General features: G+C 65.7%; 14 protein-coding genes. 11 read left to right on the top strand and 3 right to left on the bottom strand.

Going from position 1 to position 16,905, the window contains the following annotated elements:
* The first annotated feature begins 137 nt into the window (after window positions 1-137).
* The 3 genes from RS899_RS22655 to RS899_RS22645 are packed head-to-tail and all read left to right on the top strand — an operon-like array spanning window position 138 to window position 2,748.
* Window positions 138-1,577, top strand: a complete 1,440-nt coding sequence (locus RS899_RS22655; protein WP_024764766.1) for a cytochrome ubiquinol oxidase subunit I — start codon at window positions 138-140, stop codon at window positions 1,575-1,577.
* 2 nt (window positions 1,578-1,579) lie between these two features.
* Window positions 1,580-2,587, top strand: a complete 1,008-nt coding sequence (cydB, locus tag RS899_RS22650) for a cytochrome d ubiquinol oxidase subunit II (protein ID WP_054906502.1) — start codon at window positions 1,580-1,582, stop codon at window positions 2,585-2,587.
* 11 nt (window positions 2,588-2,598) lie between these two features.
* Window positions 2,599-2,748, top strand: coding sequence for a DUF2474 domain-containing protein (locus RS899_RS22645; protein ID WP_037007166.1), 150 nt, complete (start codon window positions 2,599-2,601; stop codon window positions 2,746-2,748).
* Between the two features lie 210 nt (window positions 2,749-2,958).
* On the opposite strand, the gene RS899_RS22640 is transcribed toward RS899_RS22645, so the two are convergent.
* Window positions 2,959-4,170, bottom strand: coding sequence for an MFS transporter (locus tag RS899_RS22640; protein ID WP_054906503.1), 1,212 nt, complete (start codon window positions 4,168-4,170; stop codon window positions 2,959-2,961).
* Between the two features lie 332 nt (window positions 4,171-4,502).
* Here RS899_RS22640 and RS899_RS22635 point away from each other — a divergent pair, with 332 nt between their 5' ends.
* From RS899_RS22635 to RS899_RS22615, 5 genes are read left to right on the top strand one after another with little or no spacing between them, the layout of a single operon-like run.
* Window positions 4,503-7,334 (top strand): xanthine dehydrogenase family protein molybdopterin-binding subunit, encoded by a 2,832-nt coding sequence (locus RS899_RS22635; protein ID WP_233297248.1) that lies wholly within the window; start codon window positions 4,503-4,505, stop codon window positions 7,332-7,334.
* Window positions 7,327-7,866, top strand: coding sequence for a (2Fe-2S)-binding protein (locus RS899_RS22630; protein ID WP_024764769.1), 540 nt, complete (start codon window positions 7,327-7,329; stop codon window positions 7,864-7,866). Before RS899_RS22635 ends, RS899_RS22630 begins: the two co-directional genes overlap by 8 nt.
* A gap of 2 nt (window positions 7,867-7,868) precedes the next feature.
* Entirely contained in the window at window positions 7,869-9,080 is a 1,212-nt protein-coding gene (locus RS899_RS22625) for a cytochrome c (protein ID WP_054906505.1), read from the top strand.
* Window positions 9,081-9,083: 3 nt separating this feature from the next.
* Window positions 9,084-10,055, top strand: coding sequence for an XdhC family protein (locus RS899_RS22620; protein ID WP_054906506.1), 972 nt, complete (start codon window positions 9,084-9,086; stop codon window positions 10,053-10,055).
* Window positions 10,052-10,618, top strand: a complete 567-nt coding sequence (locus RS899_RS22615; protein WP_315808118.1) for a nucleotidyltransferase family protein — start codon at window positions 10,052-10,054, stop codon at window positions 10,616-10,618. The genes RS899_RS22620 and RS899_RS22615 overlap by 4 nt, the downstream gene beginning before the upstream one ends.
* A gap of 214 nt (window positions 10,619-10,832) precedes the next feature.
* On the opposite strand, the gene RS899_RS22610 is transcribed toward RS899_RS22615, so the two are convergent.
* Both RS899_RS22610 and RS899_RS22605 read right to left on the bottom strand, forming a co-directional pair.
* Entirely contained in the window at window positions 10,833-11,696 is an 864-nt protein-coding gene (locus tag RS899_RS22610) for an alpha/beta fold hydrolase (protein ID WP_315808117.1), read from the bottom strand.
* 65 nt (window positions 11,697-11,761) lie between these two features.
* Window positions 11,762-12,886, bottom strand: coding sequence for a class I SAM-dependent methyltransferase (locus RS899_RS22605; protein WP_315808116.1), 1,125 nt, complete (start codon window positions 12,884-12,886; stop codon window positions 11,762-11,764).
* A gap of 343 nt (window positions 12,887-13,229) precedes the next feature.
* Here RS899_RS22605 and RS899_RS22600 point away from each other — a divergent pair, with 343 nt between their 5' ends.
* From RS899_RS22600 to RS899_RS22590, 3 genes are all read left to right on the top strand, one after another.
* Entirely contained in the window at window positions 13,230-14,222 is a 993-nt protein-coding gene (locus tag RS899_RS22600; protein WP_054906510.1) for a TRAP transporter substrate-binding protein, read from the top strand.
* Between the two features lie 120 nt (window positions 14,223-14,342).
* Window positions 14,343-15,119 (top strand): ferredoxin--NADP reductase, encoded by a 777-nt coding sequence (locus RS899_RS22595; protein ID WP_315808115.1) that lies wholly within the window; start codon window positions 14,343-14,345, stop codon window positions 15,117-15,119.
* 230 nt (window positions 15,120-15,349) lie between these two features.
* Window positions 15,350-16,900, top strand: coding sequence for a TerC family protein (locus tag RS899_RS22590; RefSeq protein WP_054906512.1), 1,551 nt, complete (start codon window positions 15,350-15,352; stop codon window positions 16,898-16,900).
* Window positions 16,901-16,905: the final 5 nt, after the last annotated feature.

Raw genomic sequence — 16,905 nt, 5'->3', positions numbered from 1 at the left:
ACCCGAACCGACAGGAGATCGGTGGCTCGAAAAAGATCCATCAAGCAACACAGACATCACGCAAGAACGCCCTGCGCATGCGCAAGGTACGGTGCCGACCCTCCGTGGGGTGGGCGTCAGCCTGAAGAGGAATCGTCATGTTCGGATTAGAGGCGCTCGACCTGGCTCGGATCCAGTTCGCCTTTACCGTGTCCTTCCACATCATCTTTCCTGCCATCACCATCGGCCTCGCCAGCTACCTGGCAGTGCTCGAAGGCCTGTGGCTGAAGACCCATGAGGAGGTCTACCGCGACCTCTATCACTTCTGGTCGAAGATCTTCGCCGTCAACTTCGGCATGGGCGTGGTCTCCGGCCTCGTCATGGCCTATCAGTTCGGCACCAACTGGAGCGCCTTCTCGGCGTTTGCCGGGAGCGTCACCGGCCCGCTGCTGACCTACGAAGTGCTGACCGCCTTCTTCCTCGAGGCCGGCTTCCTCGGCGTCATGCTCTTTGGCTGGCACCGCGTCGGCCCCGGCCTGCACTTCTTCGCCACGGTGATGGTGGCGATCGGCACGCTGATCTCGACCTTCTGGATCCTCGCTTCCAACAGCTGGATGCAGACCCCGCAGGGCCACGAGATCGTCAATGGCGTGGTGGTGCCGGTGGACTGGGTGGCGATCATCTTCAACCCGTCCTTCCCCTATCGCCTGCTGCACATGGCAATCGCCTCGTTCGTTGCCACCGCCTTCTTCGTTGGCGCCTCGGCGGCCTGGCACCTGCTGCGTGGCCGCGACAACCCGGCGATCCGCAAGATGCTGTCGATGGCGATGTGGATGGCGCTGATCGTCGCGCCGATCCAGGCCATGGTCGGTGACGCCCACGGCCTCAACACGCTGAAGCACCAGCCGGCGAAGATCGCCGCGATGGAAGGCCACTGGGATAACAGCAGCGGCGAACCGACCCCGTTGATCCTGTTCGGCTGGCCGGACATGGAGCGTGAGGAAACCCGCTTCAAGATCGAGATTCCGGTACTCGGCAGCCTGATCCTGAATCACAGCCTGACCGAGCCGATCCCGGCGCTGAAGGACTTCCCGAAGGCCGACCGGCCCAATTCCACCATCGTGTTCTGGTCGTTCCGCATCATGGCCGGCCTGGGGATGCTGATGATCTTCGTCGGCCTGTGGAGCGCCTGGCTGCGCTGGCGCAAGCGGCTGTTCGAGAGTCGCGCCTTCCTCAAGCTGGTGTTGTGGATGGGGCCGTCCGGCCTGATCGCGATCCTTGCCGGCTGGTTCACCACCGAGATCGGTCGCCAGCCGTGGGTGGTCTACGGGCTGATGCGTACCAGTGATGCGGTGTCCAACCACAGCGTGACGCAGATGAGCATCACCCTGGTGATGTTCGTGGTGGTGTACTTCTCGCTGTTCGGCGTGGGCATCGGCTACATGATGCGCCTGGTGCGCAAGGGCCCGATCACCCATGAAGGGCGCGAAACCAGCCAGGGTGGCGCTGGCCAGCAACGTACTCCGGCGCGGCCGCTGTCGGCGACCGCCGAGGGCCTCGACGACGATGAAACCGACAGTCCGGCAGGGAGGAACTGAGCATGGGCATCGACCTTCCGCTGATCTGGGCGATCATCATCATCTTCGGCGTGATGATGTATGTGGTGATGGACGGCTTCGACCTGGGGATCGGCATGCTCTATCCGTTCTGCCAGGACGAGGGCGACCGTGACGTCATGATGAACACCGTGGCGCCGGTCTGGGACGGCAACGAGACCTGGCTGGTATTGGGCGGCGCGGCGTTGTTCGGCGCCTTCCCGGTGGCCTATTCGGCGGTACTCTCGGCGCTGTACCTGCCGCTGATCCTGATGCTGATGGGGCTGATCTTCCGCGGCGTGGCCTTCGAGTTCCGCTTCAAGGCCCGGCCGGCGAAACGGCACATCTGGGACAAGTCGTTCATCGTCGGTTCGCTGGTGGCGACCTTCTTCCAGGGCGTGGCGCTGGGGGCCTTCATCGAGGGCATCCCGGTGGAAAACCGCGCCTTCGCCGGCGGCGCGCTGGACTGGCTGGCACCGTTCCCGCTGTTCTGCGGCCTCGGCCTGGTGGTGGCATACACCCTGCTGGGCTGCACCTGGCTGATCATGAAAACCGAGGGCCCGCTGCAGCAGCGCATGCATGACCTGGCGAAGCCCCTGGCGTTGGTGCTGCTGGCAGTGATCGGCATCGTCAGCCTGTGGACGCCGCTGGCCCACGAGGAAATCGCCCAGCGCTGGTTCAGCCTGCCGAACCTGTTCTGGTTCCTGCCGGTGCCGCTGCTGGTGCTGCTGACCTTCTACAGCCTGCTGCGCTCGGTGGCGCGCAATGACCATGTGAAGCCGTTCCTGCTCACCCTGGCGCTGATCTTCCTCGGCTACAGCGGCCTGGGCATCAGCCTGTGGCCGAACATCATCCCGCCGTCGATGTCGATCTGGGATGCCGCGGCGCCGCCGCAGAGCCTGGGCTTCATGCTGGTGGGCGCGCTGTTCATCATTCCCTTCATCCTCGTCTACACCGCGTGGAGCTACTACGTGTTCCGCGGCAAGGTGAAGCACGGCGACGGCTACCACTAGAGGTGCGCGTGATGACCCATGAAGAGCAGGAGAAGGCGCCGCTGCGCAAGCGGCTCGGCTGGCTGGTACTGATCTGGGCGCTGAGCGTCGCCGGCCTGGGCGTCGCAGCCTGGCTGATGCGCCTGTTCATGAGCGCGGCGGGGCTGGGCACGCCGCACTAGCCGCGCAATCGATCCCATCCGGGCGCCGTCCCCCGGCGCCCGTTCCCACATCCCTCGCCGGTGCTTCCAGCGGGGGATTTTTTTCGCCGGTTATTCGGGGCTGTTTGTAGGAGCGAGGGAGACCCACAGTCCTCGCTCGCGAACCGGCCAATTCCGGAGCCACCGGTGAACCGGCTCGCGAGCAAGCTCGCTCCTACAGAAACATCAGGCTCAGTGCAGCTTGTCGCGCTTGGCCAGCGTGGGGAACAGCTTCATCCATGCGCCGGTGACAATCAGCGTACCGACACCGCCCAGCACCACCGCCGGCACCGTGCCGAGCCAGTGCGCGGTGACGCCGGATTCGAACTCGCCCAGCTGGTTCGAGGCGCCGATGAACAGGCCGTTCACTGCGCTGACCCGGCCGCGCATCTCGTCCGGGGTTTCCAGCTGCACGAAGGCGCCGCGGATGACCATGCTGATCATGTCCGCCGCGCCCAGCACTACCAGCACCGCCAGGGAGAACCAGAAGGACGTCGACAGGCCGAAGGCGATGGTGGTGACCCCGAACACGCCCACGGCAGCGAACATGATCCGCCCGACGTTGCGCTCGATGGGGAAGCGCGCCAACCAGAACGACATCAGCAGCGCACCCACCGCCGGCGCCGAACGCAGCAGGCCCAGGCCCCACGGGCCGGTGAGCAGGATGTCCTTGGCGAACACCGGCAGCAGTGCGGTGGCGCCACCCAGCAGCACGGCGAACAGGTCCAGCGAGATGGCGCCGAAGATGTCCGGGCGGCTGCGGATGAAGCGGATGCCCGCCAGCAGCGATTCCAGTGTCGCCTTGCCCTGCGCCGCCGGCGCCTGGCGCTTGGGCAGGGTCAGCACCAGGGTGCAGGCGATGAAGTAAAGGATTGCGGTCGGCGTATAGACCCAGAACGCGCCGAAGGCATAGAGGAAGCCGCCGAAGGCCGGCGCGGCGATGGTCGCCGCCTGCATGGCCGAGGCGGACGCGGCGACGGCACGGGGGAACAGTGCCGTGGGCACGATGTTCGGCAGCAGCGCCTGGGTGGTCGGCATCTCGAAGGCCCGCGCGGTGCCCAGCAGGAAGGCCATCACGAAGATCATCTCGCGGGTCACGTTGTCGGTGCTGGCGCCCACCACCAGCGCCACGGCGATCAAGCCCTGGCCGACCTGGCAGAGCGAGGCGATGCGGCGGCGGTCGTAGCGGTCGGCGACGTGACCGGTATGCAGCATGAAGAGTACGCGCGGGGTGAATTCCACCAACCCGACCAGGCCCAGGTCGAGCACGTTGTGGGTCAGTTCGTAGATATGCCAGCCGATGGCCACGGTGATCATCTGGAAGGCGCTGGCGGTGCAGACGCGGGCCAGCCAGAAGGCGAGAAAAGGTCGGTGACGCAGCAGGGACGTGGCTTCGGCGGTCATCTTGGAGGCTTTTCTGGAGAGGTCGTTAGGAGGCTAAGCAAGGGGCGTGCAGCGTAGCACGGCGTAACACTTTTCCGCTTGTCGCCGAGGCTTTTTGCTATTGGCGAATAGTCGCGACCTGTCGACTAAAATTTTCATCTCCGCGACAAGCTGTCCGATTGACTTTGCTTCGCACTATTGAGGTGCGCTAAAGTTGACAGAAGAGTCAGGTTTTCCTGCAGGATCTTTCCTCCGGCGCCATCCCCGAGACGCCCGCGATTCCGCGGCCTCCGAACTCTCTCCAGCACAGAAAAAACCACATGGGCGGACCTTCACCGCCCAGAGGATGAACCATGTCCAACCGTGATATTTCCCGGCGCGCCTTCCTGCAAGGCGGGCTGATTGCCGGTGTCAGCGTGACCATGGCGCCGCTCGGCAGCCGGGCCTTCGCTGCCCTGATGGAAAACTCCGTCACCGTCTCGCCCCAGCAGTGGATGGGCCACGACGGCAAGGCGCGCTTCCGTAACGACGCGCTGTCCAAAGTCTGCGGCAACAAGGTGTTCGCCCGCGACATCCGCTCCAAGGACATGCCCGGCTGGCCGCAGCAGCAGGGCCACGCCATGCTGCTCAAGACCATCAAGGCCGACCGCATCTTCGACGGTATCGACCTCGCCTGGCTGGGCGCCGAGTTGCAGCCGGACCGCATCGTCACCGCCGAGGACCTGGACAAGGACGGCATCGTCTTCCCCGAAGCCCATGCCCCGGACCCGCTGCTGCCGCGCGGCAAGGTGCCGATGTTCATCGGCCACCCGGTGGCGATCCTGATCTGGAACGACTTCGAGCGCTTCCGTCAGGCCAAGCTGAAGATGAAGTTCAACGACAAGGCGATCCGCTACGGTGCGCAGGCGCCGCTGTACCAGGGCGACCCCTACGGCAGCTTCCGCTACGTGCGCGTGGGCGGGGCGACTTCGGCCGATCCGGACGAGTTTTCCAGCCTCAAGGACTCGATCCTCTTCCCGATGATCCGCGAGCGCAAACCGGTGTGGAACCAGCAGCCCAACCAGCACGGTGACCTCACCGAGCAGGGCCTGTTCTACGCGCAGAAGATCAAGGACCAGATCGAAAACCCGCCGGAGAACTGGCTGGTCTTCGACGAACGCTACAAGACCCCGTCCATCGAGCCGGCCGCCATGGAGCCGGACAACGGCAACGGCTGGTACGACCCGGCGAGCAAGACCCTGCATTTCGTGGTCGCCACCCAGTGCCCGTTCGAAGCGGCCTACGAGACGGCGCACATGATCGCCCCGTCGCGCTTCGGCCTGGCCAAATTGAACATGCACCCCGGCTACACCGTGGGTTACGGCTCCAAGGACCACAACATCTTCGTCTACTACGCGGCCCTGGCTGCGCTGTACGGCAACGGTGTACCGGTGCGCCTGGCCAACGACCGCTACGAGCAGTTCCAGAGCGGCATCAAGCGCCACCCGTTCGACATCCGCTACCAGCTCGCGGTGGACAAGAAGGACATGACCTTCAAGATCTTCCGCACCGAGATGAGCGTGGACGGCGGCGGCCGCATCAACTACAGCCCGTCCGTGGCCGCCGTGGGCGCGACCGCCGCGCAGTCGATCTACTACATGCCGCAGAACGACCTGCAGGTGACCGCCTACCATTCCCGCGCCGTCGAGGCCGGGTCCATGCGTGGCTACGGCACCCTGCAGAGCATGGCCGCCACCGAGATGATGGTGGATGAGATCGCCGGTCGCCTGGGCGTCGATGCCATCGAACTGCGCCGCGTCAACGCGCTGAAGTCGGGCATGAAGAACACCCAGGGCGCGATCCCTGCCGGTGCGCTGCGCCTGCACGAAATCCTCGACAAGGCCGCCGCCCACGAGTGGTGGAAGACCCGCGACGCGCGCAAGCAGTCGATGGACGCCAAGGACCCGGACCACTGGTACGGCGTCGGCTTCGCCATCTGCCAGAAGGACTTCGGCACCGGCTCGGAAGCGCCCATGGCGAGCATCGAGTTCGATGCCACCGGCAAGGTGCACATGCGCCACATCGGCATCGAGATCGGCACTGGCATGTCGACCTCCCAGGCGCTGGTGGTGGCCGACTTCCTCGGCAAGCCGGCGGACGAGATGAAGACCGCCGAAACCGAGTGGCCGGAACTGCAGCTGATCAGCGGTGAAGACCCCTACACCATGAGCCAGCCGACCCAGGACGAGAAGCTGCGCAACCCGCGCTGGGTCGGCAAATACGCCTCGGCGTCGTCGGCGACCAACTCGGCCTACTACTTCAGCCACGCCACCCGTGAAGCGGCGCGCGTGCTGTTCAACCACGGCCTGTGGCCGGCGGCCCTGGAAATCTGGCGTCGCGGCCCGTTCAACGGCGCTGCCAATCCGCTGGTGGTGCGCCGCGAGGACGCCCACTGGGTCGACGGCAGGCTCACCGCCAACGGCCTGCAGCCGCTGTCGTTCGCCGAGCTGGCGCAGGTCGCTCACGAGAAGGGCCTGGTCACTGGCGCCACCGTCCACGGCTTCAACCGCTGGAGCTGGGCGGAGTGCGATTACGTCATCGACGGCGTGCGCGACCGCCTGCCGCTGGACGCCCTGGCCGTGAAATACGGCGACGGCGCGCCGGGTGTGAAGAAGGCGCAAATGAACAGCGCCGGCTTCCACCTGCTGGATCGCCAGAACGTGGCCTATCCGCCGGTGCAGCTGAACAACGCCGCCGTGACCTACTACAGCCCGGTGGCGACCATCGTCGAGCTGAAGGTGAACAAGGGCAACGGCGAAGTCAGTGTGCTCAACCACCACAGCTGGATCGAGTGTGGCCGCGTGCTGGTGCCTGAACTGGTGAAAGGCCAGATCGAGGGCGGCACCGCGATGGGCATCGGCCACGCATTGCTGGAAGACATGCCGCTGTACGAGGGTGGCCCGGGCGAGGGCGACTGGAACTTCAACCGCTACCGTCTCCCGAAGGCGAAGGACGTGGCCGTCTGGCAGCAGAGCTCGGAAATCCTTCCGCCGCTCTCGCCCAGCGACCCGTCCAAGGGCATCGCCGAAGTGGTGATGATCCCGGTGGTCGGCGCCATCAGCAACGCCGTGGCCCATGCCATCGGCAAGCGCGTCCGCGACCTGCCCATCACCCCCGCTCGCATCAAGGAGGCCCTCAATGGCTAACCGTCCGCTCAACCTGACCTTGAATGGTCAAACCGTCGGTCCGGTCGAGGTTCCCGAGGACCTGCCGATGATCGACTACCTGCACGAATACCAGAACCTCACCGGTTCGCGCCTGGGCTGCGGCCAGGGCATCTGCCATGCCTGCGTGGTGATCGTCGACAACCCCGACGGCACCAGCGAGGAAGTGCGCACCTGCATCACCGGCGCGCACTACTTCGAAGGCAAGAAGGTGCGCACCATCGAGGGCCACGCCAAGCGCGAGGAAGACGGTTCGGTGAAGGAACTGAACCCCATCCAGCAGAAGTTCGTCGACCGCTTCGCCTTCCAGTGCAGCTACTGCGCACCGGGCTTCGTCAACGCCGCCACCGTGCTGGTGGAGAAGGCCCAGCGCCAGCCGTTGAAGAAGAGCGAACTGGAATCGACCATCGAGGCGAGCCTCGGCCACCACATCTGTCGTTGCACCGGGTACGTGCGTTACTACGACGCCACCCGCGAAGTGCTGACCGATCTCGGCCTGGTCAAGGAGGGTTGAGCATGCAGCGCATTCTTTCCGGCCTCGCGCTGGCTGTCGGCCTCGGCCTGGCGCTCAGCGCACAAGCCGCTGACCAGGAGCTGATCAAGCGCGGCGAGTACGTCTCCCGCGCTGCCGACTGCATGGCCTGCCACACCGCCGAGGGCGGCGCGCCGTTCGCCGGCGGCCTGCCGATCCACTCGCCGTTCGGCACCATCTACGGCAGCAACATCACCCCGGACAAGGACTTCGGCATCGGCAACTACAGCGCCGACGAGTTCTTCGCCGCCCTCACCGAGGGCAAGCGCAAGGACGGCGCCAACCTCTATCCGGCCATGCCCTACACCTCGTACCACCTCATTAAGCGCGAGGACAGCGATGCCCTCTACGCCTACCTGATGAGCCAGACGCCGGTGCACCGTGCCGCGCCGGAAACAAGCCTGAGCTTCCCGTTCAACGTACGGATGGGCCTGAGTGGCTGGAACATGCTCTACGGCAAGAGCGTCCAGCTGGAAAACACCGAGGGCAAGAGCGAGCCCTACAAGCGCGGCCAGTACCTGGTGGAAGTGCTCGGCCACTGCGGCGAGTGCCACACCCCGCGCAACCAGATCGGCGCCCTGGAGCAGGACAAGCGCCTGACCGGCGGCCTGCTCAACGGCTACAGCGCCCCGAGCCTGCTGGCCCAGGACCTGGCCGAGCGCGGCTGGACCAGCGCCGACCTGACCGGTTTCCTCAAGCACGGCATGAGCCCGCAGGGCAGCATGTTCAACGAGATGTTCCCGGTGATGCACCTGAGCACCCAGCACCTGGGTGACGAGGACCTCGCCGCCATGTCGACCTACCTGCTCGGCGAACAGCCGCCGCAGGCCAAGGTGGTCAAGGCGGTGGCCGAGGACCAGCTCAGCGACAGCGCCAAGCGTGGCCGCCAGCAGTACCTCAACGTCTGCGCCGGCTGCCACGGCAATGATGGCGAGGGCAAGCCGCACATCGCCGTGGCCATGCAGGGCAACACCACCCTGCGCCTGGCCGATTCGCGCAACCTGGCCAAGGTCATCGTCGAAGGCATCCGCGAGCAGCAGTTCACCGGTTTCGAGCGCATGCAGCCGATGCCGGGCTTTGCCGACAAGCTCAGTGACGAGCAACTCACGGACCTGATCAACTACCTGCGCCAGGCCTGGGGTGGCCTGCCGGGCGACATGGGCGTACAACAGGTCGCTCAACTCAAAGCGGAGTGAGTCGTGCAGCATCTCGATCTGCAAGTAGTCCGGCAGGCGCTCCAGTGGTCCAACGCCGGCCAGCGCGTGTGGCTGTGCAGCGTGCTCTTCACCTACGGCTCGGCGCCCCGCGCGCCGGGCTCGCTGCTGGCGGTCAACGCCAGCGGCCAGTGGGTGGGTTCGCTGTCCGGCGGCTGCGTCGAGGATGACTTTCTCGAACGCGTCGCCGAAGGCGAGTTCAGCGAGCCGGTAGTCGTCGTGCGCTATGGCGACGGCACCGATACCCGCACGAACATCCGCCTGCCCTGCGGCGGCATCCTCGACGTCCTGGTGGAAAACCTCGCGCCCGATTGCGACGTGCAGGCCCACCTGCGCGAGCTGGAGTCGGCGCTGCTTGGCCAGCGCCGCCTGCTGCGTGAAGTGAACCTGCAGGACGGCAGCCGCCGCCTGAGTGACGACCATGAGCACGGCCCGCGCGTGGAGCGGGATGAAGCCAGCGTTCGCCTGCGCGTCGGCGCGGCACAGCGTCTGCTGTTGGCTGGCTACTCCAGCGTCGCGCATTTCTGCGCGGAGTTCGGCAAGGGCCTGGGCTTCGAAGTGATCCTCTGTGATCCCCGCGAAGAGGCGCTGGATGGCGTGGTGCTGGACGGCATCGAAATCCGCCGCGAGTTGCCGTCGATCTTCATCGCCAACGGCGGCTGCCACGCGGACACCGCCGTGGTGGCGCTGACCCACGACCCGAAGATCGACGACCTGGCGATGCTCGAAGCCGTGCGCACCGAAGCGTTCTACATTGGCGTCATGGGTTCGCGCACCACTTCCGACAAGCGCCGCGAACGCCTGCACCGCATCGGTGGCCTGAACGAGACTGAGCTGGCGCGCGTGCACGCGCCCATCGGCCTCAACCTGGGCAGCAAGACCCCGGCGGAAATTGCCCTGGCGGTGCTTGCCGACATCCTGCGCACGCGCAGCGGTGTCGCCCGCGAGGCGCTGTGACAGCCGTTGCGCTGATCCTGGCCGCCGGCCAGGGCTCGCGTTTCGGCGCGGACAAGCGCCGCGCCGTTCTTCCGGATGGGCGCAGCCTGCTCGCGCATAGCGTCGAGCGGGCCCAGGCCGTGTTCAATGACGTGCGGGTGGTGCTGCGTGCTGGCGAGCAGGCGGAGGCCTTCGGTCTGCCGGTTGGCTGCCGCGTTATCCACAGCCCGGACGCAGCGCTTGGCATGGGGCACAGCCTTGCCGCGGGTGCAGCCTCATTGCAGGATTCCGACGCCCAGGCCGCGGCCATTCTGCTTGGCGACATGCCGTGGATCGCAGCGGAAACCCTGCGTGCGCTCGCCGATGCGGCCGGTGCCTCGACCATTCTCTTTCCGCTTCACGATGGCCAGCGTGGCCACCCCGTGCTGTTCGGTCGTGACTTCTGGCCGGAACTGACGCAGCTCACTGGCGATGAAGGCGCCCGCACGGTGGTGCAGGCGCATCGTGCCAGTTGCGTCGTCGTTGAAGTGAAAGACGCGGGTGTCTTGCGAGACGTAGACACCCCGGAAGCCCTGCGCTCCTGACAGGTTCGCGAGCAAGGACTGGGCGTCCCTCTCATTCCTACAGGAGAACTCCAGTGTCGTAGGGCGAATAACGCGCCAGCGTTATCCGCCGAGCAGATGCCGGCGGATAACCTGTGCCAGGTTATGCGCCCTACGGTGCTACAGGTATGCAAGGGCGCGCTCTGTGTAGGAGCGAGCTTGCTCGCGAATCCCGGCAGCACCGAATCTCGCGGTCTCAGCGCTGTTCCAGCCACTGTGCGATACGCGGCCAGATTTCCTGGCTGGCATTGCGCGACAGCAGCAGTCGGTTATGGCTGTAATTCTCTCGCGCGCCGGTCGCCAGGCCGAACAGCTCCAGCTTCGCGTCGTTGCCGCCGAACGCTTCCACCAGGGCTTCGCACCCGGCAACCGGAGCGATGAAGGTATCGCCGCTGCCTGCCACGCCCAGCACCGGTAAATCGACGTTCGCCAGTCCAGCCAGATAGTCGAACCCCGCCAGCGAGTCGAAGCGCCGCCGCAGGTTCCACTGGCACCACTGGCGCATCAGCCGTGCGCTCTCCGCCTCCGGCCCAACGCTCTTCGCCCGGCTCGGCGCGACGCGTCGCCAGCGTAGCAGCCAGTCGTAGCCGAGCACCGCCAGCCGATGAGAAAGACTGGCCCCGGCCGCCGTGGCCTGGGAGCCGATCAGCACCATCGAGCGCAGCCGCCGCTGCGCCAGTTCGGGATGGCGCGCCGCCCACATGGCGACGATCAATCCGCCGCCGGAATGGCCGATCCAGTGCAGCGCCGTTTGCCCGCTGCGCTGGCTCACCGCATCGAGAATCGCCGGCACGTCCTGCTCGGCGACATCATCGAAGCTGTGGATAAAACCGTTGCGCTCACTGTCGCCATGTCCGCGCCATTCGAACAGCCAGCAGGCGAACCCTTGTCCGGCGAGGAAGTTGGCCAGCCCCTGGCAACTTCGATGGTTGGAAAAGGTGCCGTGGGTCAGCACGACGGGCACACCATCCGCAGGGCCCACGAGGCGCAGCGCCAGGTTGACGCCGTCGGCGCTGCGGATCAGTTCCGGTGTAGAGGGGGAGGGCTCTTGTGCGGTCATGGCGTGCGTCCTGGCGAAGGCGATCCATGCTGCTCCGGCGCGCGGGCCGGAGCAATGCCAGTCGCTTATTTGGTCGCTTTCAGCACCACGAATTTCGGATTTGCCGCCACCTGCTCCACGCCGCGGAACAGGCGCTTGAGCTTGGCGTGGTAGCCCAGGTGGCGGTTGCCGACGATCCACAGCTCGCCACCCGTAACAAGCGCCGCGCGGGCCTGCTGGAACATGCGCCAGGCGAGGAAGTCGCCGACCACCTGCTGCTGGTGGAAGGGCGGGTTGCACAGCACCAGATCCAGCGAGTCGGCAGGTTGGCTGGCCAGGCCATCGTCGGGATGGATATCCACAGGTCGGTCGCCGAGGGCCGCTTGCCAGTTCTCGCGGGCCGACTGCACGGCCATGTAGGACTCATCCACCAGGGTCAGCTCGGCCTGCGGATTGAGCACGGCGAAGGCAATGCCCAGCACGCCATTGCCGCAGCCCAGGTCGGCGGCGTGCACGGCGTGATGGATCTGCGGAAGGTGCGGGAGAAAGGCGCGGGTGCCGATGTCCAGGCCGTCGCGGCAGAACACGTTGGCGTGGTTGACCAGCGTGAGTGCCGGTTTGTCCAGGCGGTAGCGGCTGGGGTAGGGCGAGGAGGGCGCGGCGCGCTGTTCGGCGGTCGCGACCAGCAGGCGGGCTTTCTTCACCGCTAGTGAGGCCTGCATTGGGCCGATGTACTTCTCCAGCAGATCACCGGCGGCGCGCGGCAGGTGCTTGATCATGCCGGCGGCGACCACCTTGGCGCCCGGCGCGAGCTGGCCGTGCAGGCGGATCAGTTGTTCCTCCAGCAGCGCCAGGGTCTTGGGCACGCGCACCAGCACGTGGCCGAACGGGCCCTGCGGCGTTTCGCTGGCGGGCACGAAGGTCAGCGGGGCGTCGGTCAGGCCGTTGCGTTCCAGGTTGCGCTGCAGGGCGATGAAACCCAGGTGTGAATCACCGCTGCTGGTCACCTTTACATGGGGCGCGAGGCTGGCGGCGAGTGCGCCGAAACTGTCGTTGAGCACCAGCACCCGGCTGTCCGCGCCAACGCCCTGTTCGTGGAGGTGCGCGAGCAGGTATTCGTCCGCCGCATCGAAGGCCTGCAGCGGGTCTTCGCGCTGTTCGGGGTGGCGGACCAGGTCGAGCTGGGCGAAGGGGCTGGCGAAGACGGGCATGGGACTCTCGAACGAAGAAGGGCTGGAAACAGGTGGAGCTGGAAGTCGCAATGAGACGAGGCTGATTGCAACGAGATTGTCATCAAACTGAGAAGCAGTTGGCCATCATCTGCTTGTGCAGGGCGGCGTTATACCGAAAAATTATGACCTATCCGCCCGCTGTCGTCTTTCCATCGCTGCGCGGCGGCCTCCCAATAATAACCGGGCGCTCCAGGCGACCCGGTAGGGCCCGATCCCGGAGCACGCCTCCGCCGACCGACGGCCACCACTCCAAGTCTTCACGAATCCTCGACACGCGACATTCGTTCGCGCGCCGGGCTATTGCCATTGCATAAGGATGTCGATGTACAAGTCGTTGCTCGGGGTGGCCCTGTCCGCCCTTTTCCTCGTGGCTCAAGCGGCCTTCGCCGATGCGCCCATCGTGATCAAGTTTTCCCACGTCGTTGCCGACGACACGCCCAAGGGCCGCGGGGCGTTGCTGTTCAAGAAGCTGGTGGAAGAGCGCCTGGCCGGCCAGGTGAAGGTCGAGGTATTCCCCAACTCCACGCTGTTCGGCGATGCCGACGAACTGCAGGCCCTGCAGGACGGCAAGGTGCAGATGCTGGCGCCATCGCTGTCGAAGTTCGAGGGCTACACCAAGCAATTGGAAGTCTTCGACCTGCCGTTCCTGTTCGATGACCTGGAGGCGGTGAAGCGCTTCCAGAAGCGCGACAAGAGCCGTGAGCTGCTGCACTCCATGGCGCGCTCGGGCATCTACGGCCTGGCCTACTGGAACAACGGCATGAAGCAGCTTTCCGCCAACCGCGAGCTGCGCGCGCCGGCCGATGCCAAGGGCCTGGCCTTCCGCATCCAGCCGTCCTCGGTGATCAACGCGCAGTTCGGCCTGCTCGATGCCACGGCGGTGAAGATGCCTTTCGCCGAAACCCTCAAGGCGCTGCAGGACGGCAAGGTGCAGGGTACCGAGAACACTTGGTCGAACATCGGCAGCCAGAAGCTCGATACCGTGCAGCCGTTCATCACCGAGACCAACCACGGTGTGCTCAGCTACATGGTGATCAGCAACCAGAAGTTCTGGAACAGCATGCCGTACCCGGTGCGCACCCAGCTGGAAAGCATCATCGAAGAGGTCACCGTCGAGGTGAACAAGGACGCCGAGGCGCTGAACCAGAAGGAGCGTGAGCACGTGGTGGCCAACGGCAAGGCGCGCATTATCGCCCTGACGCCGGCCGAGCGTGATGCCTGGCGCACCGCCATGCAGCCGTTGTGGAAGCAGTTCGAAGGCGAGATCGGCACCGATGTGCTGCGCGCCGCCCAGGTGGTGAACCGCAAGCACTGATCCCCTGGCAGTGATCTGGAGCAAGCTTGTGGCGATCTCCGCGGATAGCCACAAGCCTTGCGGGTGTTTCTATCGCCCTGAATACGGGAAAATGGGCCGTTGCCTGCAAAGGAGCGGACGATGACCGCCAGCGAAGAGAAGTTCACCCGCCAGACCCTGGTGGAGGTGCAGACGCTCACCTCGAGCCTGTTCACCCTGCGCACCACCCGCGACAGCGGCTACCGCTTCCGCGCCGGGCAGTTCGCCCGCCTGGGCGTGTACAAGCCCAGCGGCAGCATCGTCTGGCGCGCCTATTCGATGGTCTCGGCGCCCCACGACGACTTCCTCGAGTTCTTCTCCATCGTCGTTCCCGGCGGTGAGTTCACCAGCGAGCTCAGCCGCCTGCGCGTCGGCGACCAGTTGCTGGTGGATCGTCAGGCTTTCGGTTTCCTCACCCTCGATCGCTTCCCCGATGGTCGCGACTTGTGGCTGCTGTCCACCGGCACCGGCCTGGCGCCGTTCCTGTCGATCCTGCAGGACTTCGAGGTGTGGGAGCGCTTCGAGACCATCAAGCTGGTCTACAGCGCCCGCGAGGAAAAGGAGCTGGCCTACCGCGACCTGATCGCCAGCTTCGGCGCGATGGAGCACCTGGCCGAACATATCCACAAGCTGCAGTTCATTCCGGTGGTCACCCGCGAGCAGGTGCCCGGCTGCCTGAATGCGCGGATCACCACGCTGATCGAGAACGGCGAGCTGGAACGCGCCGCCGGGCTGGAACTCACCCCTGAGCATTCGCGGGTGATGCTCTGCGGCAACCCGCAGATGATCGAGGACACCCGTGCCGTGCTGAAGGCCCGCGGCATGAGCCTGGCGCTGACGCGCAAGCCCGGCCAGATCGCCGTGGAAAACTATTGGTGAGTATCGCTCGATAGATTTTGAAAAGATTGTCCGCTTAGGTCGCCCGGCCTTTGCCCTTAGGATAAGCGTCCGTTTCCCCTTTTTCGGACCTCGATGGACAGTCAAAGTACGAAGCCGACCCCGGTGCCTACCCCCGTAGAGCCCGTGATCGGCGAACCTCCCCCGGCACCCGCGCTCGCGGATGCTGCTTCCCGGCCTGCCATGGCGCGCACCCAGCGAGGTGAGTCGGCATGGAATGGCTGATGGACCCCACGGCCTGGCTTGGCCTGCTCACCCTGATCCTGCTCGAGCTGGTGCTCGGCATCGACAACCTGGTCTTCATCGCGATCCTCGCGGACAAGCTGCCGCCGCACCTGCGCGACCGCGCGCGGCTGATCGGCCTGTCGCTGGCGCTGCTGATGCGCCTGGGCTTGCTGGCGAGCATTTCCTGGCTGGTCACGCTCACCGAGCCGTTGGTCGAAGTATTCGGCAAGAGCTTCTCCGGCCGTGACCTGATCATGCTGTTCGGTGGCCTGTTCCTGTTGTTCAAGGCGACCCTGGAGCTGCACGAGCGCCTGGAGGGCCGCGTGCACACTTCCAATGGCAAGCGCGTCTATGCCGCCTTCTGGCCGGTAGTGGCGCAGATCGTGGTGCTGGACGCGGTGTTCTCCCTCGACGCGGTGATCACCGCCGTGGGCATGGTCGACCAGCTGGAAGTGATGATGATCGCGGTCATCTTCTCCATCGGCCTGATGATGGTCGCCAGCAAGCCGTTGACCCGCTTCGTCAACGAGCACCCGACGGTGATCATGCTCTGCCTGGGCTTCCTGCTGATGATCGGCTTCAGCCTGACCGCAGAAGGCCTGGGCTTCCACATCCCGAAAGGCTACCTGTACGCCGCCATCGGCTTCAGCCTGCTGATCGAGATGGCCAACCAACTGGTGCGCTGGAAGCGCCAGAAGAGCCAGCGCGGGCAACGTGGCCTACGCCAGCGCACCGCGCACGCCGTACTGCGCCTGATGGGTGGCAAGGTGGATGCCGACGAGGTGGGCGAGGAGATCGCTGACCTGGTCGGCCCGGCGGAGGGCAGCGAAGCGCCGTTCGACCGCCGCGAGCGGGTCATGATCAGTGGTGTGCTGGGCCTGGCCGAGCGCCCGGTGAAAGCCGTGATGATCGACCGCCAGCGGGTGCACCGCGTGGACGTCGCCGACAGCCCGGAGAACATCCGCCGCGCGCTGCTGGAGTCGCCGTACTCGCGCCTGCTGGTGATCCGCGAAGGCAATATCGACGAGCCGCTGGGCTATGTGCACAAGAAGGAACTGTTCGCGGACCTGTTGCAGGGCCGAGAGCTGGACATCCTGCCTCTATTGCGCGAGCCGTTGAGCCTGCCGGACAGCAGCACTGTGCTGGGCGCGCTGGAATTGATGCGCGAGGCCTCGACCCACCTGGCCTTTGTGGTCAACGAGTTCGGTGGCTTCGAAGGCATGCTGAGCATGACCGACGTGCTGGAGGCCATCGCCGGCGAGCTGCCTGATGCCAGCGAAGTCTCCGGCACTGATATCGAGCCCGATGCCGCTGGCTACCGGGTGGACGGTGCGGTGACGCTGAGTGCGCTCGCCGAGCGGGTCGGCTTCCACGCCCGCCCGACAGCGGAGTACCAGACCCTCGGCGGGCTGGCGCTCAAGCACCTTGGCCGCTTGCCGGCCAAGGGAGACACGCTGGAGCTGGGGGGCTGGCGCCTGGAAGTGACGGACGTCAGCGAGCGGCGCATAGGCCGCGTGCTGCTGACGCCGCCAGCCTGACCCGG

Source organism: Pseudomonas sp. C9-3, assembly GCF_032392015.1.
Taxonomy (GTDB): Bacteria; Pseudomonadota; Gammaproteobacteria; order Pseudomonadales; family Pseudomonadaceae; genus Pseudomonas; species Pseudomonas nitroreducens.
Note: the sequence above shows the minus strand (reverse complement) of the source record. Positions and strands in the feature narration are given on the sequence as shown.